This is a genomic window from Dietzia massiliensis, assembly GCF_018390595.1.
Taxonomy (GTDB): domain Bacteria; phylum Actinomycetota; class Actinomycetes; order Mycobacteriales; family Mycobacteriaceae; genus Dietzia; species Dietzia massiliensis.
Window position 1 is genome coordinate 1 of record NZ_JAHBAV010000038.1, and the last position, 22,999, is coordinate 22,999.

General features: G+C 72.4%; 17 protein-coding genes and 1 tRNA gene. 8 read left to right on the forward strand and 10 right to left on the reverse strand.

Going from position 1 to position 22,999, the window contains the following annotated elements; genetic code table 11:
- From KHA85_RS11155 to KHA85_RS11165, 3 genes are all read left to right on the forward strand, one after another.
- Positions 1 to 334 (forward strand): hypothetical protein (locus KHA85_RS11155; protein ID WP_213185840.1); only part of this gene is annotated, 334 nt, incomplete at its 5' end.
- 93 nt (positions 335 to 427) lie between these two features.
- Positions 428 to 1,096 (forward strand): HemK2/MTQ2 family protein methyltransferase, encoded by a 669-nt coding sequence (locus KHA85_RS11160; protein ID WP_213185841.1) that lies wholly within the window; start codon positions 428 to 430, stop codon positions 1,094 to 1,096.
- Entirely contained in the window at positions 1,083 to 1,316 is a 234-nt protein-coding gene (locus KHA85_RS11165; RefSeq protein WP_213185842.1) for a CDGSH iron-sulfur domain-containing protein, read from the forward strand. The genes KHA85_RS11160 and KHA85_RS11165 overlap by 14 nt, the downstream gene beginning before the upstream one ends.
- Before the next feature lie 204 nt (positions 1,317 to 1,520).
- Here KHA85_RS11165 and KHA85_RS11170 read toward each other — a convergent pair whose 3' ends face one another.
- A complete protein-coding gene (locus tag KHA85_RS11170; RefSeq protein WP_106385287.1) occupies positions 1,521 to 2,537 on the reverse strand; it encodes an iron-containing redox enzyme family protein in 1,017 nt (338 codons plus the stop codon).
- A 9-nt stretch (positions 2,538 to 2,546) separates the two neighbouring features.
- On the reverse strand, positions 2,547 to 3,917 hold the full coding sequence (locus KHA85_RS11175; RefSeq protein ID WP_213185843.1) for a hypothetical protein: 1,371 nt from the start codon (positions 3,915 to 3,917) through the stop codon (positions 2,547 to 2,549).
- Between the two features lie 203 nt (positions 3,918 to 4,120).
- Here KHA85_RS11175 and fdh point away from each other — a divergent pair, with 203 nt between their 5' ends.
- The 3 genes from fdh to nrfD are packed head-to-tail and all read left to right on the forward strand — an operon-like array spanning position 4,121 to position 9,412.
- Positions 4,121 to 7,378 (forward strand): formate dehydrogenase, encoded by a 3,258-nt coding sequence (fdh, locus tag KHA85_RS11185; RefSeq protein ID WP_236885548.1) that lies wholly within the window; start codon positions 4,121 to 4,123, stop codon positions 7,376 to 7,378.
- A 4-nt stretch (positions 7,379 to 7,382) separates the two neighbouring features.
- Positions 7,383 to 8,348 (forward strand): 4Fe-4S dicluster domain-containing protein, encoded by a 966-nt coding sequence (locus tag KHA85_RS11190; RefSeq protein ID WP_061229624.1) that lies wholly within the window; start codon positions 7,383 to 7,385, stop codon positions 8,346 to 8,348.
- Positions 8,348 to 9,412, forward strand: a complete 1,065-nt coding sequence (nrfD, locus tag KHA85_RS11195; protein WP_213185845.1) for an NrfD/PsrC family molybdoenzyme membrane anchor subunit — start codon at positions 8,348 to 8,350, stop codon at positions 9,410 to 9,412. Before KHA85_RS11190 ends, nrfD begins: the two co-directional genes overlap by 1 nt.
- A gap of 8 nt (positions 9,413 to 9,420) precedes the next feature.
- On the opposite strand, the gene selB is transcribed toward nrfD, so the two are convergent.
- The 3 genes from selB to KHA85_RS11210 form a co-directional block, all read right to left on the reverse strand.
- On the reverse strand, positions 9,421 to 11,181 hold the full coding sequence (gene selB / locus KHA85_RS11200; RefSeq protein ID WP_213185846.1) for a selenocysteine-specific translation elongation factor: 1,761 nt from the start codon (positions 11,179 to 11,181) through the stop codon (positions 9,421 to 9,423).
- Positions 11,181 to 12,443: an L-seryl-tRNA(Sec) selenium transferase gene (gene selA / locus KHA85_RS11205; protein ID WP_236885549.1), complete on the reverse strand. Its 1,263-nt coding sequence runs from the start codon at positions 12,441 to 12,443 to the stop codon at positions 11,181 to 11,183. Before selA ends, selB begins: the two co-directional genes overlap by 1 nt.
- Before the next feature lie 139 nt (positions 12,444 to 12,582).
- Positions 12,583 to 12,678: transfer RNA gene (locus KHA85_RS11210), tRNA-Sec, on the reverse strand.
- A gap of 141 nt (positions 12,679 to 12,819) precedes the next feature.
- On the opposite strand from KHA85_RS11210, the gene selD reads away from it, so the two are divergent.
- Positions 12,820 to 13,830 carry a selenide, water dikinase SelD gene (selD, locus tag KHA85_RS11215; protein ID WP_213185847.1) on the forward strand — a complete coding sequence of 337 codons (1,011 nt, stop codon included), beginning with the start codon at positions 12,820 to 12,822 and terminating at the stop codon, positions 13,828 to 13,830.
- Between the two features lie 33 nt (positions 13,831 to 13,863).
- Here the strand turns inward: selD and KHA85_RS11220 are convergent, their stop codons facing one another.
- The 4 genes from KHA85_RS11220 to KHA85_RS11235 are packed head-to-tail and all read right to left on the reverse strand — an operon-like array spanning position 13,864 to position 20,433.
- Complete coding sequence (locus KHA85_RS11220) at positions 13,864 to 15,063, reverse strand: M20 family metallopeptidase (RefSeq protein WP_213185848.1); 1,200 nt, start codon at positions 15,061 to 15,063, stop codon at positions 13,864 to 13,866.
- Entirely contained in the window at positions 15,035 to 16,918 is a 1,884-nt protein-coding gene (locus KHA85_RS11225; protein ID WP_213185849.1) for a S9 family peptidase, read from the reverse strand. Before KHA85_RS11225 ends, KHA85_RS11220 begins: the two co-directional genes overlap by 29 nt.
- On the reverse strand, positions 16,911 to 19,553 hold the full coding sequence (locus KHA85_RS11230) for a glutamate-cysteine ligase family protein (protein ID WP_213185850.1): 2,643 nt from the start codon (positions 19,551 to 19,553) through the stop codon (positions 16,911 to 16,913). The genes KHA85_RS11225 and KHA85_RS11230 overlap by 8 nt, the downstream gene beginning before the upstream one ends.
- 58 nt (positions 19,554 to 19,611) lie before the next feature.
- Positions 19,612 to 20,433, reverse strand: coding sequence for an enoyl-CoA hydratase-related protein (locus KHA85_RS11235; protein WP_213185851.1), 822 nt, complete (start codon positions 20,431 to 20,433; stop codon positions 19,612 to 19,614).
- 209 nt (positions 20,434 to 20,642) lie between these two features.
- On the opposite strand from KHA85_RS11235, the gene KHA85_RS11240 reads away from it, so the two are divergent.
- On the forward strand, positions 20,643 to 21,350 hold the full coding sequence (locus tag KHA85_RS11240) for a GntR family transcriptional regulator (protein ID WP_131886259.1): 708 nt from the start codon (positions 20,643 to 20,645) through the stop codon (positions 21,348 to 21,350).
- Positions 21,351 to 21,359: 9 nt separating this feature from the next.
- Here the strand turns inward: KHA85_RS11240 and fadD5 are convergent, their stop codons facing one another.
- The gene (fadD5, locus tag KHA85_RS11245) at positions 21,360 to 22,970 is read right to left on the reverse strand and encodes a fatty-acid--CoA ligase FadD5 (protein ID WP_438802055.1); all 1,611 of its coding nucleotides are present in this window, start codon (positions 22,968 to 22,970) and stop codon (positions 21,360 to 21,362) included.
- Positions 22,971 to 22,999 lie beyond the last annotated feature (29 nt).

Genomic DNA, 22,999 nt, shown 5'->3' on the forward strand with positions numbered 1-22,999 from the left:
CGTGGGGGACGTGGGGGTCGACGACGACGAGGTGCTCGACGTCGCCGCCGGCGGGCCGTGCCAGATGCTCGGCGAGGTCGCCCAGGCCGAGGACGGATCCGCGCTGTTCTGCACCGAGGACCCCCGCGGCGCCGGCCCGTTGTGGCTGCCCCGCGCCGGCTCCGTGCCCGACGCCGGCGAGGGCGGGGGCGGGCTCGCGGAGGCCGCCGGCCAGCCACGCCCCGGCGGGCCGTGCGCACAGGAGGGCCTCGCCGTGACCGGCGCCGACGACACCGTCCTGACCTGCCGACTCACCGGCGGCGCGGACGTGCCCGGCGGCCTCTACTGGCAGTAACAGCTCCGTCTCGCGCGGTCACATCGGTTGCAGGCGCCGGCCTTCACAGATTGACTGGGCAACATCCGACCCCCTGCTCAACCGGAGGCCCCGATGACCCAGACCCGGTTCGCCCATATCGAGGTCGACGACGGCGTGTACGCGCCGCAAGACGATTCCTGGCTGCTCTGCGACGCACTCGAGGACTGCGACGTGGTCGCCGGTAAGCGCGTGCTCGACATCTGTACGGGCAGTGGCATCCTCGCCATCGAGGCCGCGCTCAAGGGCGCCCGCGAGGTGGTCGCCTACGACATCTCCCCCGCCGCCGTCGCCTGCGCGTCCAGCAACGCGGAGCGGGCGGGCGTCGACGTCGACGTCCGCCTCGGCACGCTGGCCGACGCCCGCTACGCCGGGCCCTTCGACGTGGTGGTGTCCAACCCGCCGTACGTCCCCTCCGACGCCCCGCTCGAGGGCACCGGCCCTAACCGCGCGTGGGACGCGGGCGCCAACGGGCGGGTCGTGCTCGACCAGCTCTGCGAGCTCGCCCCCGACCTGCTCGCACCCGGCGGGACCATGCTCATCGTGCACTCGGAGTTCTCCGACCCGCCGGAGACCGTCCGCAGGATGAAGGAGGTCGGGTTCACCGCGCGGCCGATCGCCACGCGCACCGTCGACTTCGGGCCCGTCATGACCTCGTACGCCGAGCGCCTCGAGGCCGCCGGTCTGCTCGAGCCCGGACGGCGCGAGGAGGAATTGGTGGTGATCCGCGTTGACCGCAGCTGAGCGCGGCACGCGCGACGCCCGGCGCGTGCGGATCGTGCCGGGCGGTCCGATCCTCGTCGAGGGGCCGGTCGACATGACCACGCCCGACGGGCACCGGGTGTGCTCGGACCGCTTCATGGTGGCGGTGTGCGCGTGCCGGCGCAGCAAGAACTACCCGCTGTGCGACACCAGCCACCGCCGCAAGGTGCGCCCCACCGACACGGACGACGCGCAAGGCTGACCGCCGGTCACCCGCCAGCGCGCAGGGCCCGCCCGCCGGACCAGCAATCCGCTACTCCGAGTGGGGATCCGCTACTCCTGTGGGAGTAGCGGATCAGGAGCGGGAGTAGCGGATTCCGGGCTTGGCGGAGCGGAGTAGCGGATGTGGGGCGGTGGCTACGTCGGCCCCGCCGCCTCGCACGGTGGGGCGGGGGCGCGAGACGCGTCAGGGCAGGAGCGAGGACTCGCCGCGCTTCCACGCCGCGAGCATCTTCTCGGCCGCGAGGTCGTCGAGGTAGTCCAGCGCCCGCATCCCGAACACGATGTCGGCGGCCAGCTCGGGCTCCCGTCCGACCAGGTCGCCCACCACGTCGTGGCGCATGACCTGCTCGTGGACCGCGTCGGCCTCGACGTGCTCAGCGTAGAAGTGCACACACTCCTCGGGGGCGTCCATCCGGCGCAGACCCGCCACCAGCCGCGCGGATCCCGGCGACGAGGTGATCTCGATCGCCGCGAAGTGTCCGATCGCGGCGCCGCGCAGCGACCGGTGCAGGCCGAACATCGACATGAGGTTCACCGTCGACAGCGTCTCGGCGCTCACCCGGTCGATGTAGCCGAGATACGACGGGTCCAGTCCGGCCGCGCTCATGAGGTCCGCCCACAGTTGTTGGTGAACGCGATCGCCGCGGCCACCGCCGAACTCGTCGAACTCGACGGCTACGAACGACGCCTTGGCCTGACCCTGCAGCCGCGGGATCGCGAACGCGTGCGGGTCACCCTCCTTGAGGTGGTACAGCGAGCGGTGGGCGAAGTACTCGCGGATCTGATCCCACGTGCCCTCGTCCTTGAAGTACCACGACGGGCCGGTGCCGGAAGTGGCCTCGACCGACATCGCGTCCATCTCGGCCACCGGGTCGTCGCCCGGCTCGACCGCGCCGCGCAGGTGCTCGAGGAACACCCGCTCGAGGTCTCGACGCATCCGCAGGAGCTCCGGGTCCCACTCGAGTTCGGCATCGACGCCATCGAAGCCCCGGTAGTGCAACTCGTACAACGTGTAGAGCGTCAGCTGCAGGTCGCGGCCCAGCGGCTCGACGTCGGCCGACACCGCCGGCAGGCCGCCCGTGCGCCCGGTCGACAGCGCCCCGATCACCGCGTCGGACAGCGGCCCACACGCGCGGGGCAGCGGCGGCGCGGTCGTGGTGGCGTCGTTCACGGGGGCGAGGTCGGCGGGTGCGGCGGTCATGCCCCTTGTCTACCCTCTCGACCGGTCATCCTCCACCTGCCGAGAGGACTCGGAGTCGCCGTCCGCGATGACGCCCCCGCGGTCCGGGGCCCCGTCGTCGTCGACCTCTCCGCGGCTTTCGCCGCCGGCGGCCGTGTCGACACCCGGATGCTCCCCGTGCCCCTGTTCGCCGTGGCCCTGTTCGCCGCGGCTCCGCTCGCCGTAGCTCCGCTCGCCGTGATGCTGCGTGTCATGGCCGCGGGCGTCGTCGTTGTCGTCGTCGTTGTCGTCGTCGTTGTCGTCGTCCTCGTGCTCGCGCTCGATCCGCTGCTGCTCCTGCTGCTCGTCGGGGTCGCCCTCACGGCTCTGGTAGCTGTCGAACATCTTGCGGCGCTCGTGCCACCGCAGGCTGTAGGTGGACTCGCGCACCGCGTCCTCGTCGTCGAAGTTCGATCCCAGGGCGCCGGCGAAGGCGCCCAGGCAGCTGGACAACCACGCCAGGTGGACGTAGTCGAGCAGGACCGCGGGTCGGTCGAGCTGCGTCCCCAGGTAGTCAGCGTCCATCACTGTGAGCGCCAGGACGAACATCGCCGCCAGGAGGGCGACGAACATGATGCCCACGCCGACCCCCACGGTCAGCACCGTGGCCGCGTTGTCCATTCGGCGGTTGCCCGGGGTGAACTCGTCGTCCCGCCGGGTCCAGAGCCCGTTGCGCAGGATGAGCCACGCGACCAGCGTGAGAACCCCCATCACGCTGATCAGCAGCAATCTGAGCGCGTGCAGCTCCACCGCGAGAGAAGCGATGCTGCCGTAGAAGATGCCGAAGGCACCGGAGCCCGCCCCGGCGGCCACGACACCGGACAGCGTCGTCACCATCCGGGTGGGTCGGTTGTTGTGCACCATGCCCGCCAGCAGCCGCACCCGGCTGAGGACGCCCCGCTGTCGGGCGGGGGGCAGGTCGTCGGTGCCGGGCACGCCCAGTCCGTCTCGGTGGGTCCCCGAACGGACCAGCCCGAGCGCCAACTCGCGGACCTTCGACCGCACGCGGAAGACCCCCAGCACCGGCACACACACCAGGGCGGCCGCGGTCGAGCCGCTGACGTCGTACAACACCGGCACGCCGTCGGGGTGGGTCGCCAGGTCCGTCAGATAGAGCACAAAGTCCCACCCGTGCTGCTGCAGCAGGCGGGGGGCGTGCTCGGTGAGCCGGATCTCCCCCTCCGGTCCGAGCGGGAGGGTCTCCTGGTCGACCTCCACCCGCCAGCGTCCGCCCAGTTCGCGGCCCAGGTCCTCGGCGAGATCGTCGGCGATCGCCACCGCGATCCGGCGGGGCACCCCGGGGTCGGCCATGAGCCCTACGGTCGCGAACGCCCCGGAATCGGTCTGAGTCTGCTCGTCCACCCCACCATGATGCGGATCAGAGGCGTCCGCGTGACGGATCGGTCGCCCGCCCGCCCGCGACCGGGCGGGGCCGACGTCGATTCGGTTGCGGGGCCCGGGGGGCTCGCGTTACATGGGGCCCGTACGCGAGTACGGGAGGTGGCATGTCGGAGTCGGAGTACCAGCAGTCCGGGCCGGATCGGCCGCGGGGGTCCAGGCCCGAGCTGGCGAGGTACGGCTCGCCGCTCAACTGGCCCGTGTTGCGCCAGCTGGCCGGGTCCGACCTGCTCGGCCGCGGTAGCGCGACCCGTTCGCGCCGCTCACTGGAGATCACCCCTCGTACTAAGACGGCCGACAAGGTGGTCAAGAGCGTCTGCCCGTTCTGCGCGGTCGGATGCGCCCAGGACGTCTATGTCTCCGACGGCAAGGTCGTCCAGATCGAGGGGGATGACGACAGTCCCATCTCGCGCGGCCGCCTGTGCCCCAAGGGGTCGGCGAGCAAGCAGCTCGTCACCAACCCCGAGCGCATCACCACGGTCCTCCACCGCAAGCCGTACGCCACCGAGTGGGAGGAACTGGACCTCGAGACGGCGATGGACATGGTCGCCGAGCGCGTCCTGGCCTCGCGGGAAGAGTTCTGGGAGGACACGGACGACAAGGGCGACACTGTCCGGCGCACCCGCGGCTTCGCCAGCCTCGGCGGGGCGACGCTGGACAATGAGGAGAACTACCTCATGAAGAAGCTCTACACGGCGCTCGGCGCCATCGAGGTGGAGAACCAGGCCAGAATTTGACACTCCTCCACCGTTCCCGGTCTGGGAACCTCATTCGGGCGTGGTGGTGCCACGAACTACCAGCAGGATCTGGCCAACGCTGACTGCATCGTCATCCAGGGCTCCAACATGGCAGAGGCCCACCCCGTGGGATTCCAGTGGGTCATGGAGGCCAAGCGGCGCGGCGCGACCATCATCCACGTGGACCCGCGGTTCACGCGTACCAGCGCCCTCGCGGACCTGCACGTGCCGATCCGGGCCGGCTCGGACATCGCGTTCCTCGGCGGGCTGATCAACCACGTCCTGACCACCGACTCCTACTTCCACGAGTACGTGCGTGCCTACACCAACGCGTCGACGATCATCGGCGAGGAGTTCCTCGACACCGAGGATCTGGCGGGCCTGTTCTCCGGTTTCGACATCGAGGAGCGGACGTACGACTTCGAGTCGTGGCAGTACGAGGGTCGCGGCAACGACATGCCGCACGAGAGCGGCTCGGGTCAGGACGACTCGGACGACGAGCCCGCGGAGGTCCCCGGCGCCGCCGGAGCCCGCGCCTCGGCGACCACCACCGACCCGAACGTGGACGAGACCCTCCAGCACCCGCGGTGCGTCTTCCAGATCCTCAAGCGGCACTTCAGCCGCTACACCCCCGAGATGGTCGAACGGACCTGCGGCATCGCCACGGAGGACTTCCACCGCGTCGCCCGGGCGCTGACCGAGAACTCGGGGCGGGAACGCACGTCGGCGTTCTGCTACGCGGTCGGCTGGACCCAGCACACCGTGGGCGTGCAGTACATCCGCACGGCCGCGATCCTGCAGTTGCTGCTCGGCAACATCGGCCGGCCCGGCGGCGGCATCATGGCGCTGCGCGGGCACGCGAGCATCCAGGGCTCGACCGACATCCCCACCCTGTTCGACCTGCTGCCCGGCTACCTGCCCACTCCGGACGCGCACAGCCAGCCGGATCTGGACAGCTACATCGGCACCGACGACGAGGCGCAGGGCTTCTGGGGCAACATGCGCTCGTACATGGTAAGCCTGCTCAAGGCGTGGTGGGGAGACGCGGCCACCGAGGACAACGACTTCGCCTACGGCTATCTGCCCAAGCTCACGGGCAAGGCAGACTCGACCGCAACCGTGCAGCGTCAGGTCAACGAGGGCGGCGGCGGGTACTTCCTGGTGGGCGAGAACCCGGCGGTGGGTACCGCGAACGGGCGGATGCAGCGCGCCGGGTTGGCCAACCTCGACTGGCTGGTCGTCCGCGACCTGGTCATGATCGAGTCGGCCGACTTCTGGAAGAACGGGCCGGAGATCGAGACCGGCGAGATGCGCACCGAGGACATCGGCACCGAGGTGTTCTTCTTCCCCGCCGCCAACCACGTGGAGAAGAAGGGCACGTTCACCAACACACAGCGGCTCCTGCAGTGGCGGCACCAGGCCGTCGAACCGCCGGGAGACGCGCGCAGCGAGCTGTGGTTCTACTACCACCTCGGGCGTCGTCTCAAGGAGAAGCTGGCCGACTCCACCGATCCGCGTGACCGGCCGCTGCTGGACCTGACGTGGGACTACCCCATGGAACCCGGCACGGTGGACGAGCCGGACGCCGAGGCCGTGCTCGCCGAGATCAACGGCCGCGGTCCCGACGGCGAGCCGCTGTCCGCGTTCACGCAGCTCAAGCCGGACGGCTCGACCGCGTGCGGCTGCTGGATCTACTGCGGCGTCTACGCCGACGGCGTGAACCAGGCCGCGCGGCGCACGTCGCGGCACGAGCAGGGCCCGGTCGCCCCGGAGTGGGGCTGGGCCTGGCCCGCCAACCGACGCATCCTCTACAACCGTGCCTCGGCGGACCCGGAGGGCCGGCCGTGGAGTGAGCGCAAGGCACTGATCCACTGGGACCCGGATGCGAACGACGGCGCCGGCCGGTGGGTGGGTGACGACGTGCCCGACTTCGAGGCCGACAAGTCTCCCGACTACACCCCACCCGCGGGGGCGGTGGGTCCGGACGCCATCGGCGGCGCGCAGCCGTTCATCATGCAGGACGACGGCATGGGCTGGCTCTACGCTCCCCGCGGGCTCGCCGACGGCCCGCTGCCCGCACACTACGAGCCGCCCGAGTCGCCCGTGGCCAACCCCATCTATCCGGGCCGGGACGCCAACCCCGCCCGGTCGATCCGGCCGGGTCGATACAACGAGACGCAGCCGGGTCACGAGGATCCGGGGACGGACGTGTTCCCGTTCGTCTTCACCACCTACCGCCTGACCGAGCACCACACGGCGGGGGCCATGAGCCGGACGCTGGCGTACCTGTCCGAGCTGCAGCCGGAGTTCTTCTGCGAGATCTCCCCGGAGCTCGCGCGGGAGCGGGGACTGGTCAACGGCGGGTGGGCCACGATCGTGACCGCCCGTTCCGCGATCGAGGCCCGGGTGCTGGTGACCCGTCGGATGACGCCGCTGCAGGTCGACGGCCGGACCCTCCACCAGATCGGGCTGCCCTACCACTGGGGTGGCAACGGCGTGAGCATCGGCGACCCGGCCAACGACCTGTTGCCGCAGCAACTCGACCCCAACGTGTCCATCCCCGCGACCAAGGCGACGAGCTGTGACATCGTCGCGGGACGCCGCCCGCGTGGCCCCGCGCTACTCGAGTTCGTCGAGGAGTACCGCCGCCGCGCCGGCGTCCCCACCGAACCGGGAACGGAGAGCTAAAGCCATGTCCGCCTTCCTGTCCGACCTCGGACGGTCCTTCTTCGGTGACATCGACCCGGCCGAGGACAACGGCTACTCGGATCCGCCGCCGCGCAAGGGGTTCTTCACCGACACCAGCGTGTGTATCGGGTGCAAGGCCTGCGAGGTGGCGTGCAAGGAGTGGAACCTCATCCCCGAGGACGGCATCGAGCTGTCCGGCATGAGTTACGACAACACCCAGGCCCTCGGGGCGTCGACGTGGCGGCACGTCGCGTTCATCGAGCAGGAGGTGCCCGCGCGCGTGGCGAGCGCGTCCGTCGCGCCGGCGCCGAGCGCGCCCGTCGACCTGGGCATGCCGGCGCCGACCCTGCCCGGTGACTCCCCCGACGCCGGGGAACCCACCGATTTCCGCTGGCTCATGGAGTCGGACGTGTGCAAGCACTGCACCCACGCGGCGTGCGTGGACGTGTGCCCGACCGGTGCGCTCATGCACACCGAGTTCGGCACGGTCGTGGTGCAGAGCGACATCTGCAACGGGTGCGGGTACTGCGTGAGCGCGTGCCCGTACGGCGTGATCGAGCGGCGCTCGGGTCCGGCGGGCGATCCGGCGGTGGGGATCGCGCAGAAGTGCACGCTCTGCTATGACCGGCTCACCGAGGGGCAGACCCCGGCGTGCGCCAAGGCGTGCCCCACCGACTCGATCCAGTTCGGCGATCTCGACGAGCTCCGCGAGCGGGCGGCCGGTCGACTGGACCAGCTGGTCGAGGCCGGCGAGCCCAACGCCCAGCTGTACGGCCACGACTCCCGCAACGGCGTCGGCGGCACGGGCGCGTTCTTCCTCCTGCTCGACGACCCCGAGGTCTACGGTTTGCCGCCGGATCCGGTGGTGACGACGCGGCACGTGGGCGCGATGTGGCGCCAGGCCGCGCTCGCCGCGGTGACCCTGCTCGGCGGGGCCGTGGCGGCGTTCGCCGCGGGGGGACGGTCCTGATGGGCGACGACGACAAGGCGGGCCTCCCCGCAGGGCCGGGGCAGCGTGCCCGGACCCGCCGGAAGGGCCGCGGGGGCCGCGAGCAACTCGTGGTGCCCCCCGCGGAGTTCCGTTCGTATTACGGCAAGCCGATCGTCAAGGCTCCGCCGTGGAAGTACGACATCGCGGCGTATCTCTTCCTCGGCGGGCTGGCCGGTGGCTCGTCGCTCCTCGCGGCCGGTGCGGACCTGGCCGGGCTGCCCAATCAGCGTCGCTCGGCGCGGATCGTCGCACTCGGCGGGATCACCGGCAGTCTGTACTACCTGGTCCACGACCTGGGACGTCCGGAGCGGTTCCACCACATGCTGCGGGTCCTCAAGCTCACCTCGCCGATGAGCGTGGGCACCTGGATCCTCTCCGCGTACGGGCCGTTCGCCGGGCTCGCGCTGGGTGAGGAGATCGTGCCGCTGCTGCCGGCGAAGCTCGCCCGGCGGCTGCCCACCGAGCTCATCAGCCGGGCGTCGCGGCCGGCCGGCCTCGTCGCGGCGCTCGTGGCCCCGGCGGTCGCCTCCTATACGGCGGTGCTGCTCACCGACACGTCCCTGCCGAGTTGGAGCGCGGCGCGCCGAGAGCTGCCGTTCGTCTTCGTCGGCAGTGCCGCGGCCGCCTCCGGCGGGCTGGGCCTGCTGCTCACTCCGCTCGAGGAGACCGAGCCCGCCCGTCGGCTGGCAGTGGGCGGCGCCGCTCTCGAACTGACCGCCGACCAGATCATGCAGCGGTCCATGGGCATCACCGCGGAGCCTCTGCACGAGGGCCGGGCCGGGAAGTACCACCGGGCGGCGCAGATCCTCACCGGCGCCGGCGCGGTGGGCGCGGTCCTCGGTCGGCGTAGTCGGCTGCTGTCCGCGGTGTCCGGGCTGGCGATGGCGGCCGGGTCGGCGTGCACGCGGTGGGCGGTGTTCCACGCCGGCATGGCCTCGGCGGAGGACCCGAAGTACGTGGTGGTCCCCCAGCGTGAGCGCCGCGACGCCCGCGGCGGCGGCGAGGCCTACGCGGAGCAGGTGGGCGACGACCGCGCCCGCTGACGACCCGTTCAGGTGACGACGTGGCCGTCGTCGCCCTCGCGGCGGGTGAGCCCGCGCGCGGCGAGCGCCTCGAGCAGCGGCATCACCACACGCCGCGACGAGCCCAGGTGGGTCCGGGCCGTGCTCGGGGTGAACGGCTGCGGCAGCTGGCGCAGTCGGCACACCGCCTCGTCGTAGACGTCCGGGCCCAACCAGACGCCGGGACCCAGCCCGGTCAGCAGTCCGGCGCGCTCGCACGCGGCCAGCTCGCGCGGCCCGAGGCCCAGCTCGGCGAGCTCGTCGGCGGTGGGCGCGTCGAACGGGGCGGCCCGCAGCCGCTCGGCCACCTGCTCCGCGGCGGACCGGACCTTCTCCGGTAGCGCAGCCGCGCCGGCCGTCACCCGACCGCCCTCCGTCCGCAGCGACGCGGCGGCGGGCTGCGCGAGCACCGCCTCCAGAAGAGCGGCATCCGGCAGGTCGAGGGCGCGACGCGCGGCCTCCGTGGGCAGTCCGGGATCGAGGGGGTCGTCGCGATCGTGCACGCGGACGGCCTCGACCAGGCGTCCGGCCAAGGCGGCCGCCCACTCCGGGTCGATGAGCCACCCGCGGTACGCCCCACCGACGGGTGGGGCGGACACGTCCCAGGCCCGCAGGTCGTCGACGTGCGCGACGCCCCGTCGACGCAGCTCCGACTCCAACTCCGGCGACTCGGGCGCCTGCGCGAGCTCGTCCGCCCGCCGGCGGGCGGCCCCGCGGCGACGCAGCACCGGCGGCGCGGGGTCGAGGACGACGGCACCCGAGGGGATCCGGTCCGCGCCCGGCTCGCGCAGGATCAACCGGTCCCCGATCCGCATCGGCAGCGGCGCGGAGAGTGTCACCCTCGCATGACGTTCGTCGAGGGGCCGGACGCGGGCGGCCACCGCCGCCGAGCCGAGATGCACCATGACCTGCTCGGGCAGCGCGTCGGTCCGCCCGTCGACCCGCACGTCGACGGTGTCGACCGCCCGCCACCGCCCCGGTGTGACGAGGGTGCTGCCCCGCGGGACGTCGTCGGCGGCGACCCCGCGGAGGTTCACGGCCACCCGCGCCACCGCGGTCACCTCGTCCCGCTTGTGCCCGAGCGACTGTAGGCCGCGCACGGTGACGCGCGGACCCGACGGACCGAGTTCGAGCGAGTCGCCCACGCGGATCGTGCCGGCGGGCAGGGTCCCGGTGACGACCGTGCCTGCGCCGCCGATCGTGAACGAGCGGTCCACCCACAGGCGCACGTCGGCGTCGCGGTCGGGCCGGGGCAGGAGCGAGCCGAGCCTGGCCAGTTCGGCGCGCAGTCGGTCCATGCCCTCGCCGGTGACCGCGGAGACGCACACGGCCGGGATGTCGGCGAGCGGGGTGCCGGCGAGCGCCTCGCGGGCCTCCGCCAACGCGAGCTCCGGCTCCAGCAGGTCGCTGCGGGTGATCACCAGGATCCCGTGCCGCACCCGCAGGGCCGCGAGCGCGTCGAGGTGCTCGGCGGACTGCGGCATCCAGCCGTCGTCGGCCGCCACGACGAACATCACCGCCGGCACCGGCCCCACCCCGGCGAGCATGTTCGGAACGAACCGCCGGTGCCCGGGCACGTCGACGAACGCGACGGTCCGGCCGTCGTCGAGGGTGGTGGAGGCGTAGCCGAGGTCGATCGTCAGTCCGCGGCGCCGTTCCTCGTCCCACCGGTCCGGCTCCTCGCCCGTCAGCGCGCGGACGAGCGTCGACTTGCCGTGGTCGACGTGCCCGGCGGTGGCCACGACGAACATCAGGCGAGCGCCCCCGCGCGGAGCACGAGCGCAGCGAGCTCGTCGTCGTCCCCCGGAGGCAACGCCCGCAGATCCAGGAGGCACCGGCCCTCGGTGACCCGCCCCAGGACGGCAGGGCGGCCGGCGCGCAGCGCGTCGGCGAAGGACTCCGGCAGGGACACGGCCGCGCTAGGGAGTTCGACGCCCGGTGCACCGCCGCCTCCGACGGCCGCCACCGACCGCACGGTCCGCGCGTCGACCCCGGCCTCGTGCAGACGGCCGGCGATGCGCTCGGCGCGCGACATGAGCTCCTCGGCGTCGGCCTCGAGCCCCACCACGACGGGCGGGCGCGGCCCCCGCAACGTCGCCTCGAGCGCCGCGAGGGTGAGCTTGTCGACCCGCAGCGCGCGGGCGAGCGGGTGGCGGCGCAGGCGGTGGACGAGCTCGGCGTCGCCGGCCAGGACCCCGGCCTGCGGCCCGCCGAGCAGCTTGTCGCCGCTCGAGGTGACGAGGTCCGCACCCGCGGCGAGGGTGGTGGTCATGTCCGGCTCGTCGGGGAGCGCGGGATGCGGCGTCAGCAGGCCCGAGCCGATGTCCACGACCAGCGGGACGCCGAGATCACGCAGGTCGGCGGGCGGGACGGACGAGGTGAAGCCGCTCACCACGAAGTTCGACGGATGCACTTTGAGGACGAACGCGGTGGTGTCGTCGATGGCGCGGGCGTAGTCCTCGGCGTTGACGCGGTTGGTCGTGCCGACCTCCCGCAGGCGCGTGCCCGTGGACTCGAGCAGCTCGGGCAGGCGGAAGCCGTCGCCGATCTCGACCATCTCGCCGCGCGCGATGACGACCGTGCGGCCCGGGCCGCCCAGCGCCGTCACGGCCAGCGCGAGGGCGGCCGCACCGTTGTTCACCACGTGGACGTCCCCGGCCGTCGGGACCGCCGCGCGCAGGGCGTCCAGCGCTCCGCGACCCCGCCTGCCGCGGCGTCCCGTCGCCAGGTCCAGTTCCACGTCGTTGGTCCCCGCCGCCTCGGCGAGAGCCCGTACCGCGGCCTCCGACAGCGGCGCCCGGCCGAGATTGGTGTGCAGGAGCACGCCGCTGGCGTTGAGGACCCGGGTCAGGGTCACCGCGGCGGTGGGCAGGGCGGCGATGACGGCGTCGACGATGCTCGCCGGGTCGAGGTCGCCCGAGCGGGCCCGCTGCTGCGCGCGCTGGATCTCGGCCTTGACCAGCTCGCGCCCCAGCTCGGCGACAGCGGCGGCGAGCCGCGGGTCGCGGAGCAGGACGTCGGTGGACGGGATGCGGCGGCGCGGATCGTCGGCGGTCGCCGGGGCCGGCACCGAGGGCGGATCGTCGGCGGCGATCCGCGTGGGCCCCGCGGGCGGCTGCTCGGCGATCGTCGCTCCCCTTTACGAACGGTTGTGGCGGAGGCGGACGGGAATCGAACCCGCCTGACCGAGATACTCGGCCACGTCGGTTTTGAAGACCGCGGGGACCACCAGGTGCCCGGACGCCTCCCTGCCACCACGAGGGTAGGCGTTCCGCGGCGGACGCGCCCGGTGATCCTCGCGCGTGGGTGCCCACCAGCCGCTCTCGTGGGTGCCCGCCGGCCGCTTTCGTGGTCACCCACCCGGCCGCTCGCGTGGCTAGGGTCGGGGCATGGCCACCGACACCGCTTCGTCCCCCGCCCGGTTGACCTCGTACGCCCACGGTGGCGGTTGCGCCTGCAAGATCCCGCCCGGCGCCCTGGAGAACGTCGTCTCCGGGCTCGTCGGCGCCCCGGTGCAGGGACCGGCGGCCGAGCTCATCGTGGGTCTGGACGACGGCGACGACGCCGCGGCGGTCCGGATCTCCGGCGGCGTCGCGGTGATCAGCACGGCCGACTTCTTCACGCCCGTCGTCGACGACCCGTACGACTGGGGCCGGATCGCGGCCGCCAACGCGTTATCCGATGTCTACGCCATGGGCGGTACCCCGATCGTGGCCATCAACCTGCTGTGCTGGCCGATGGATGTCCTGCCGTACGAGATGGCCGGCGAGGTGCTGCGCGGTGCCCAGGACGTCGCGGGTGCCGCCGGGTGCCACGTCGCCGGAGGGCACAGCGTCGACGACCCGGAGCCCAAGTACGGCATGGCCGTCACCGGCACCGCCGACCCCGAGCGGCTGCTGCGCAACGACGCCGGACGCGCCGGGGTGCCGCTGTCGCTGACCAAGCCGCTGGGGATCGGCGTGCTCAACAGTCGGCACAAGAACACCGGGGCGGTGAGCGCCGAGGCGATCGAGACGATGACCCGCCTCAACGACGTCGCCTCGCGGCAGGCGCTGGCCGCGGGGGTCGAGTGCGCGACCGACGTCACCGGGTTCGGCCTGCTCGGCCACCTCTACAAGATGGCCCGGGCCAGCGGGGTCTCGGCGGTGATCGACTCAGCCGCGGTGCCCTACCTCGAGGGCGCCCGCCAGGCGCTCGCCGACGGGTTCGTCAGCGGCGGGACGCGCCGCAACCTCGACTGGGTGCGTCCGCACCTCGACGCGGGGGTGGGCGAGGACGAACTGCTGCTGCTCGCCGACGCCCAGACCTCCGGCGGCCTGCTGGTGGCCGGCGAGATCCCGGGCGCTCCGGTGATCGGCGAGCTCGTCCCCGCCGGCGACGCGGCCATCACCGTCCGCTGACGCGGCGGCGGACCCGGCCCCGGCCGGGTTCGGTCAGGCGTCGCGGTCGAGGCGGGCGAACTCGTTGAAGATGCGCGCGCCGTGGAGCAGCGCCCGCTCGTCGAGCACGAAGCCCGGGTGATGCAGGTCCGTCTCGTCCCCCTCGCCGTCCCAGACGCCCAGCCGCAGGTACACGCCCGGGATCTCCTCGGTGTACCAGGCGAAGTCCTCGCCGCCGCTGGACTGGTCGGCCGTACCCACGCCCTCGGGACCGAGCACCGCCTCCACGGCACGGGCGGCGAGCTCAGCGCACTCGTCGTCGTTGACCACGGGCGGGACGCCCTGCACGTACTCCACCTCGGCCCGCACGCCGTACAGCGCGGCCAGGTGCTCGATCGCGTCGCGGACGAGCGGTTCGGCGGTGGCCCACACGTCGCGGTCGGCGCTGCGGAGCGTGCCCCACAGTTCGCCCGAGTCCGGGATGACGTTCGGCGCCGAACCGCCGGCCTTGATCGACCCCCACGTCAGGACCGTGCCGGAGCGGGGATCGATACGCCGGTCGACCACGCCGTTCAGACCCAGGACGATCTGCGCGAGCGCGTGGACGGTGTCCTGCGTCTCGTGCGGCCGCGCCGTGTGACCGCCGGCCGAGTGGACGTGCACGCCGATCTTGGCGTTAGACGAGGTGATGGGCCCGCCGGTCACCCCGACCTCGCCGACGCGGCGGTGGGGGTCGCAGTGCAGCGCGATGATCCGGTCGACGCCCTCGACCACGCCCTCCTCGACGCAGGTCTTGGCGCCACCGGGCATGGTCTCCTCGGCGGGCTGGAAGATGAGGCGGACCGGGCGCGGCGGCGGGTCGGCGACCAGCATCTCCGCCGCACCGAGCAGCATCGCGGTGTGCCCGTCGTGGCCGCAGGTGTGGCTCACGCCCTCGACCTCGGAGGAGAACGACTCCCCCGACTCCTCGGACATCGGCAACGCGTCGATGTCGGCGCGGAGCGCGACGACGTCCTTCGCGGTGGCGCCGTCGGCCGCCGGCACGTCACACCACAGACCCGTGCCCAGCTCGAACTCGCGCGGCTTCAGCCCCATCCCGCGGAGCTGCTCGGCGATATAGGCCGTGGTCTCGGACTCCTCGAACGACAGCTCGGGGTGCGCGTGGATGTGGCGCCGCCACTGCACCAGGCGCTCCTCGAGACCGCTCGGGTCCTGCTTCTCGGTCTTACTCTCGGTCTTTCCGCGTCCGAACACCGAACACCTCCTGACAGAACTGGACCACCCGGTCGCCGAGCAGCTGCCGGTTGGCCAATTTCACGAATTCATGACCCTCGTCCTCGAAGATCAGCACGTCCACCGGTACACCCCTGCGTCGCAACGCCTCGGCCGCCTGCTCGCTCTCGCTGGGCGGGACATTGGTGTCGTTCGCGCCGTGGACGAACAGCATCGGCACGTCCACCCGATGGAACCGGCGCAGGGGCGAGACCTCCCTGAGCAACTCCTGCTCCTGGAGGGGATTGCCGTACTTGGGGTAGGCGGCCGCCGCGACCCACGGTTCGGTGTCGCGGTAGAAGGTCCGCATATCGCTCATCCCGCACGCCGCGATGCCGCCGCACCAGCGACCCGCGTGCCGGACGAGCGTGGCGTTGACGAGGTACCCGCCGTAGGACCGTCCCGCGACCACCGCGCGGTCCGGGTCGGCGATGCCCTCGTCGACGAGGTGCAGCAGCGCGTCCTCGACGTCGTCGATGGCGGCGAACCGCCCGTACCTGTCGTCGGCGTGGCTGAAGAAACGCCCGAATCCGGTCGAGCCTCGGACGTTGGGGGCGAAGCACGTCACCCCGATGTCGAGGAGCCGCCGGGCGACGTCGTTGTACCCCGGACGCGACTGCCCCTCCGGTCCGCCGTGCAGGTACACCACGGTGGGCGCGGGCTCACCCTCCGGCGCGGCGCGGTACAGCCAGCCGCTCAGCTCGAGGCCGTCGCGGGCGGTGAACGTCACCAGCTCGGGGGCCGGGTCCGGCTTGTGCGGACCCCGGCCGGTCCACCGGCAGCGCTCGACGTCGTACATCACCACCCGGGGCGGCTCGTCGAGGCTCTCGACCGTCACCGCGAGCAGCCGACCGTCCGCGGTGATGGTGGGCGACGTGGCCACCACGTCGGGCAGGGGTGGCCGGGCGATGACGCGCGGCCGGTCGGACGCGATGTCCAGGACCTCCAGCTCGGAGAGCCCCCCGCGGACGTTCCACAGCAGGACGGCGGTCGACCGGTCCAGACTCACCTCGACGGTGTCGAGGTCGGCGTCGTCGCGGTAGGCGAGCGGCCACGACTCGGTGCCGTCCTCGCCGGCCTCCACCGCGAGCAGGCCGGTCCGCTCGGCGGAGTGGTCGCTGCGGACCACCATGCGCATCGGCCGATCCGGCCCGCCGGCGTCGAGGATGACCCCGGCGTCGGTCGTGGCCCCGGTGTCGACGGGCAGCAGCGGCCACCACCGGCCGTCGGGGACGATCCGCAGCAGCTCGCGGATGCCGCGGGCACCCACCCGGAACAGCGCCGCCCCGTCGCGGGCGTGGACGAGCGCGCCGCCCATCCGGCGGTCCACGACCGTGCTCTCCCCCGACTCCGGGTCGACGAGTCGTCCCTCGGCGACGCCCTCGGAGTCGAACGCCGTCACGGCGAGCAGCTCGCCGTCCCAGCACACGATCTGCACGGTCGCGTCGCCCCATGTGTCCACGGCGTACGCGCTGTGGTCCTCCGGGTCCGTGGTGACCAGGAAGATGCGCTCGCGCTCACCACCGTCCGGCGCGACCTCGCAGGCGAGCCACTTGCCGTTGGGCGAGTACGCGACCTTGCGGACGGGGCCGTCGATGGGCAGGACGACGTCGCGCTCCGGGCCGGCACCGTCCAGCCCGCCCGGCCCGAGCGGCCGCTGCACCGCCCGCGGGTAGCCGGTCCGTTCGGTGACCACGAACGCCAGCATCGACCCGTCGGGCGACAGGCACGGCGACGACGTGTGCCGGATGTACTCCGGGCCGCCGACCGCGTCCTCGGGCGACCCGGCGACGTCCAGTGACTCTCTCTCCTCTGTGACCTCGGTGATGTCAGGCACGGTGGATCCAGGTGTCCTTCCCGCCCCCTCCGCTGGAGGCGTTGACGACCATGGTGCCCGCGGGCGCGACGCGTGTCATGGCGACCGGCGGGGCCTCGGCGACGATCTGCCCGGCCGCGTCGCGGCTGAGCATCACGAACGCCCGCATGTCCACGTGGCGACGCTGCAGTTCGTGCCCGTCGAACGTCGGCAGCGTGGACAGCGACTGCACCTCCTGCGCCACGAACCGCGAACCGTCGCGGCGCAGTTCGTCGCGCCGCTCGTCGAGCTCCCGCGGCGAGCACTCCGGGCCCACCGTGATGCCGGACCCGCCGTAGCCGTCGATGGGCTTGACCACCAGCTCGCCGAGCCGGTCCAGCACCTCGCGCCGCTGCTCGGGGTCCGAGCACAGGTAGGTGTCGACCTGGCCGATCAGCGGCTTCTCGCCCAGGTAGAAGTCGATGATCTGCGGGACCCGCGCGTAGATGGCCTTGTCGTCGGCCGCCCCGTTGCCCGGCGCGTTCACCACGGCCACGGCCCCCTCGGCCATTGCGCCGAGCAGCCCACGCCGCAGGCGCACACCGTCCGCGCCGTCCGACGAGAGGAGCATCTCCTCGTCCATACGGACGTAGAGGACGTCGATGGGGTGGCGGCCCTCGTCGTCATCGCCATAGACCTTCCCGTCCGCACACACCAGGCGGTCCGGGGTCACCACCACGGCGTCCACCGCCTCGGCGGCGTGGATGAGGTCGAAGGCCTCCAGCTCGTCCTCGGCGACCACCACGGCGATCCGCGGATCGTCCACACCCTCCGGCGCGGCCGCGCGCAACGTCCTCCCCAGCAGCTCCAGGCCGGCGCGCGGGTCGTGCACCTCGGAGCGCGCGCCGAACTCGGGATACCCCTCGGCGATCCGGTCACGCAGCGCGACGGCCATGGCCAGGCCGCCCGGCATCCGCAGGTTGTCCTCGAGCACGATCCACTCGCCCGGCCCCGTCGAGACCAGGTCGGCGCCACACACCGGGGCGTGCAGCACGCCCTCCGGCACCGCGCGGCCCGTCGGCCGGAAACCGGGCGCCCGCTCGAGAGCCTCGGGCGGCACGATCCCTGCCCGCGTGATCTCGCTCGGGCCGTAGATGTCCTGGAGGAACATCTCCATCGCGCGAGCGCGCTGCTCGAGCCCCGCGGAGATGCGGCTCCACTGGTCGGCGGGCACGATGCGCGGCACGGCGTCCAGCGGGAAGACCTGCGGCTCGTCGTAGCCGTACACCTTGAGCGTGATGCCGAGGTCGCGCAGGCGGTCGTCGACGCCGGCCTTGCGGTCGCGCAGGGTCTCGGGGCCGAGGTCGGAGACGGCCTTGAGCACGTCCACGTACTCGGGTCGCGGCGCGCCGTCGGCGGTGATCGCCTCGTCGTGGACGTCCTCGGTGACGGCCTCGCCGAGCGGCGAGTACGCGGACAGCATGGAGCGCATGCCACGGTCGTCGGAGACGGCACGCGGCCGCAGCCGGCCCGAGGTCTCGGCGAGCAGCACGGAGACCACGTCGCCGCGGCGACCGCGCCGCCGGTGCGCGGCGCGCTGCCGGGCGGCCGAGGTGCCTGTCGCGCGTACCCCGTCGAGGAGGTCGCGCACGAGGTCGGCCTCACCGGTGGCCTCGATGTGCGACTCGAGGTCGGCGACCAGGTCCACGAGCACCTCGGTGGCGGGCCGGGGCGTCCCGGTGACCACGTCCACGAGGTCTCCCTCGAGGCCGGACCGCGCCGCGCGCCAGAACGCCGCGTCCAGCACGGCCGGGGAGGGGTCGTCCCAGGGGCTCTCACCGTCGGCGCGCTCGGCCAGGAGGGTGTCGACGACCGCGCGGAACAGAGCGGCGACGACGACGAGGGTGTCCACCGTGCTACAGGAGTCGCACGCCCGGAATTCGACCCCGGCGCCGTCCCGGGACGGGCGGATGTCGATCTCGAGCGCCTCCCGGCCCGGCACGACACCGGTGTCGACGAGTTCGTCCTCGGCCGCGAGCAGGCCCTCGGCGGTGTCGGTGGCGAACGCGGTGACGTGGGCGGGCGACCAGCGGGCCTCGAAGGTGCGTGTGGAGGCGTAGCCGGAGTCGGTGCCGTCGGCCCAGTAGGGCGAGCTCGCGCTCATGGCCAGCAGCGTGGGGGCCACCGCGACCGCCCGCCGGGCGACGTACTGGGCCTCGTCCGCGTCGGCGACCTCCACCACCACGGAGAAGCGGGCGGCCGCGCGCGTCTGCGCCTCCCGGCCGGGGCCGGGATGGAAGTCGCCGGGGCCCGGGTCGAACTCGACACCCGGAGAGGCGAGCGAGCCCGCGGCCACGATCCCCGCGTGTGACGTCTCCGCGGCCTCGCCGAGGGTCCGGCGGTTGCGTCGGATCGCCTCGGCGAGGTCCTCGAGTCGCGTGTGCGCGCCCGCCTCCGACACCAGGAGGGCCCCGTGGTGTGCGGACGACACGGGGCTCGCGCCGCCGTCAGCGGTGCCGCCGTGAACGGAGTCGGCGGAGTCGGCGGAGTCGGCGGAGTCGGCGCTGTCGGCGAGGGTGGCGAGCACCTCGGGCGCGCAGCGCACCGGCCGTCGGGTACGGAGGTCGACGAGGTGGAGCTCCTCCTCGACCCTGATCCATCGTTGTCGGTCTGGCATGAGCCCAGACGTTAGGACGTGGGGTGGGCGCCCGCATCCGGTCGCGGGCCCGTCCCGGTCAGCGCGCCTTCCACACGGGGGCCCGCTTCTCGGCGAACGCGCGCGGCCCCTCGACGGCGTCCTCCGAGATCATGACCGTGATCATCTCGGTGTCGCTGACCGTCCACCTGTCCGCCTCCGAGGGCCGCACCCCGTCGGCGATGCCGAGCGCGACCCGCTTGGTCCCCTGCACGGCCAGCGGGGCGTTGGCGGCGATCGCGGTGGCCAACCCGAGCGCCTCGTCGAGCAGACGATCGGCCGGCACGACGCGGTTGACGAGGTGCAGCTCGAGGGCTCGGTCGGCCGAGACCGGCTCGCCGGTGAGGAGCATCTCCATGGCCACCCGGTGCGGCAGCTGGGCGGGCAGTCGGAACGCGCCGCCGGCGGCGGCGATGAGGCCGCGCTTGACCTCGGGCAGGCCGAAGACGGCGTGCTCGGCCGCCACCACGAGGTCGCAGGCCAACGCGATCTCGCAGCCCCCGCCCAGGGCGGTGCCGTTGACGGCGGCGATCACCGGGACCGACACGTACTGCTGCATCATCCCGGCGAAGCCCCACTCGCGGTTCTCGGCGGGGAAGATGTCCTCGCCGCGGGCGATGGCCTTGAGGTCCGCGCCCGCGCAAAACGACTGCTCGCCCGCGCCGGTGATGACCACCGCCCGGACCTCCGGGTCGGTGTCGGCCTCGTGTAGCGCACGCCCGAGCAGGGTGCTCACCTCGCCGTTGACGGCATTGCGGGCCTCGGGACGGTCGAGGATCGCGAGCAGCACGTGGTCGCGACGCACGGTGCGGACGGCGGGGCGGATCTCGGGGTGGCCGGCGGGGCCGGCGGAGTCGGTCATGCACCCAGTCTCACCCGGCCGGATCGTGCGTGATGAAAATTCCCCGGTCGTCGGTGCGATCACTCCGCGGGTCCGGCGATCAGCGATGTTTCACGTGAATCACTGCGGTGCCACGAGCGCATCGTCGGGCGGGTACTGTGACACGCTACGGATATATCTGATTTGCGCTGCGGCCGCCCCGTGGCGAGCGCTTCGTATCGGGAAGTGAGGTGGCGGACTTGGCCCCCACGCGACTCGCTCAGCGTCCACAGCTGTCGGAGGAGGTCGCCGATCACGTCCGGACCCTCATCATGAGTGGCGAGCTCCGACCCGGCGACTTCATCCGGCTCGATGAGACGGCTGCAACACTCGGGGTCAGCGTCACCCCTGTTCGCGAGGCGCTGCTGACTCTGCGGGGCGAGGGACTGGTCGATCTCGTCCCCCGGCGCGGCTATCTGGTGTCTCCGATGAGCCGACAGGACGTGCAGGACATCTTCTGGCTCCAGGCCGAACTGTCCAAGCGCATCGTCGACCGTGCCATCGCCGGGTTCGACGCCGATGCCCTGGAGCGTCACGCCCGGCTCGTGGACGATTTCGAGTCGGCCGCCTCGTCAGACGACGCGAACGGGGTGGTTCGCGCCCAGTACGCGATCCACCGCTCGATCAATCGCGCGTCGCGGTCGGACAAACTGGCCCGCTTCCTCTCCAATGCCGCCCGTTACATGCCGTACCGGCTGTACGCGGAGGATCGGCAGTGGCGGGACGCCGCCCTCGCCGAAAACCGCCGCATGCTCGAGGCACTACGCGCGGGCGACACGGCCACGGCCCACGAGGTGATCGACTCGGAGTTCGACAGGGGCGCCCGCCTGCTCGTGGACCATCTCGAGCGGGCGGGCGTGTGGGACGAGTCGAGGGGCGGGGACTCCGCGGACGCCTGAACCCTCCGGTCAGACGCCCACGGTGCCGTGCTCGGCGCGGAGCGCGCCCTTGACCACCTTGCCGCTGGCGTTGCGCGGCAAGTCGTCCACGTGCACCAAATGCTTGGGCAGCTTGAAGCCGGCGAGCTTGTCCCGCAGCCACTCGGTGAGCTCCTCCAGGCTGATGTCGACGGCGTCGTCCAGCTCGTTCAGCGCGACCACCGCCACGGGGACCTCGCCCCACTTCTCGTCCTTGCGTCCGATCACCGCGACCTCTCGGATCCGCGGATGGCCGGCGATGACGTTCTCCACCTCCGCGCAGTAGATGTTCTCACCACCGGAGATGATCATGTCCTTCTTACGGTCGACCACGTAGACGAAACCCTCCTCGTCCATCCGCACCAGGTCCCCGGAGTGGAACCAGCCGCCCTCGAAGGCGTCCGCGGTCTCCCTCGGCTTGTTCCAGTACCCGGACATGGTGGTCGGACCGCGGTAGACGATCTCCCCCACCTCGCCGGGCCCCACCGGCTCACCGAACGGGTCGATCACCCTGGCCTGGAGGGTGGGGATGACCTTGCCGACCGAGCCCAGTTTGCGGATCGCGTCGTCACCGTCGAGGGCGCACGTGATGGGACTCATCTCGGTCTGACCGAACACCGCGCAGTTCAACGCGTCCGGGAACGTCTCCGCCATGGCCCGCAGGATGGTGTCCGTCGAGGGGGCCGCCCCCCACGAGATGTTGCGCAACACCAGGGTCCGCGGCCGGGCCCGCTGTTCGGCGCAGACGGCCTGCCACTGCACGGGCACGAGGAAGACACTCGTGATGCGTTCGGCCTCGAGGGTGTCCAGGACCGCCGCGGGGTCGAAGGCCTGCAAGGGGTGGACGACCGTCACACCGCCGAGCTGCAGGCTGGGGGCGATCGCTCCGAGCGCCGCGATGTGGAACATCGGCGCTGCGCACAGGGAACGCCCTTCCTCGTCGAAGAGGCGGAACACCCGGATGCAGGTCAGTGACTGGGCGGTGAGGTTCTCGTAGGAGAGCATCGCCCCCTTGGGCCGGCCCGTGGTGCCGGACGTGTACATGATGAGGGCGGTCGAGTCCTCGGGGACGTCCACCGGATCATGCCTCGCACCCTCCTCCGCGAGCGCGTCGGCATACGTGATCTGGTCTTCCGCAGCGGACTCGCCGCCGATGACGATGTGCTCCCCCGGCTCCTCGCCCTGGGTGCGGATCGCGCCCACGAGCGGGGCGAGCACCGCGTCGGTGATGACGACCTTCGGCGCGCAGTCACTGACCAGGTAGGCGAGCTCGCCCGGGGTGAGTCGGAAATTCACCGGCACCGCGATCGCACCCAGTTCGTTGATCCCGAGAATGGCTTCGACGAACTCGGGGTTATTGAGGGTGATGAGCATGACCCGATCGCCCCTGCCCACGCCGCGGCGGGCCAACGCGTCGGCGAAGCGGCCACTGCGCTCGTGCAGCTGCCTCCATGTGGTGGCCTGGCCAAGAAACCGCAACGCTTCGGCGTCCGGCTTCATCTCGGCATGGGTGGCGACCCACGTGTTCCAGGTGTTGCGGCGTGCGGCATGGAGTTCGGCGATGGGATCCGTTGTGGTGGAGTCCGCGACAGTGGTCATCATCTCGACCTTTCTGAGGGGTGAGGGAGGGG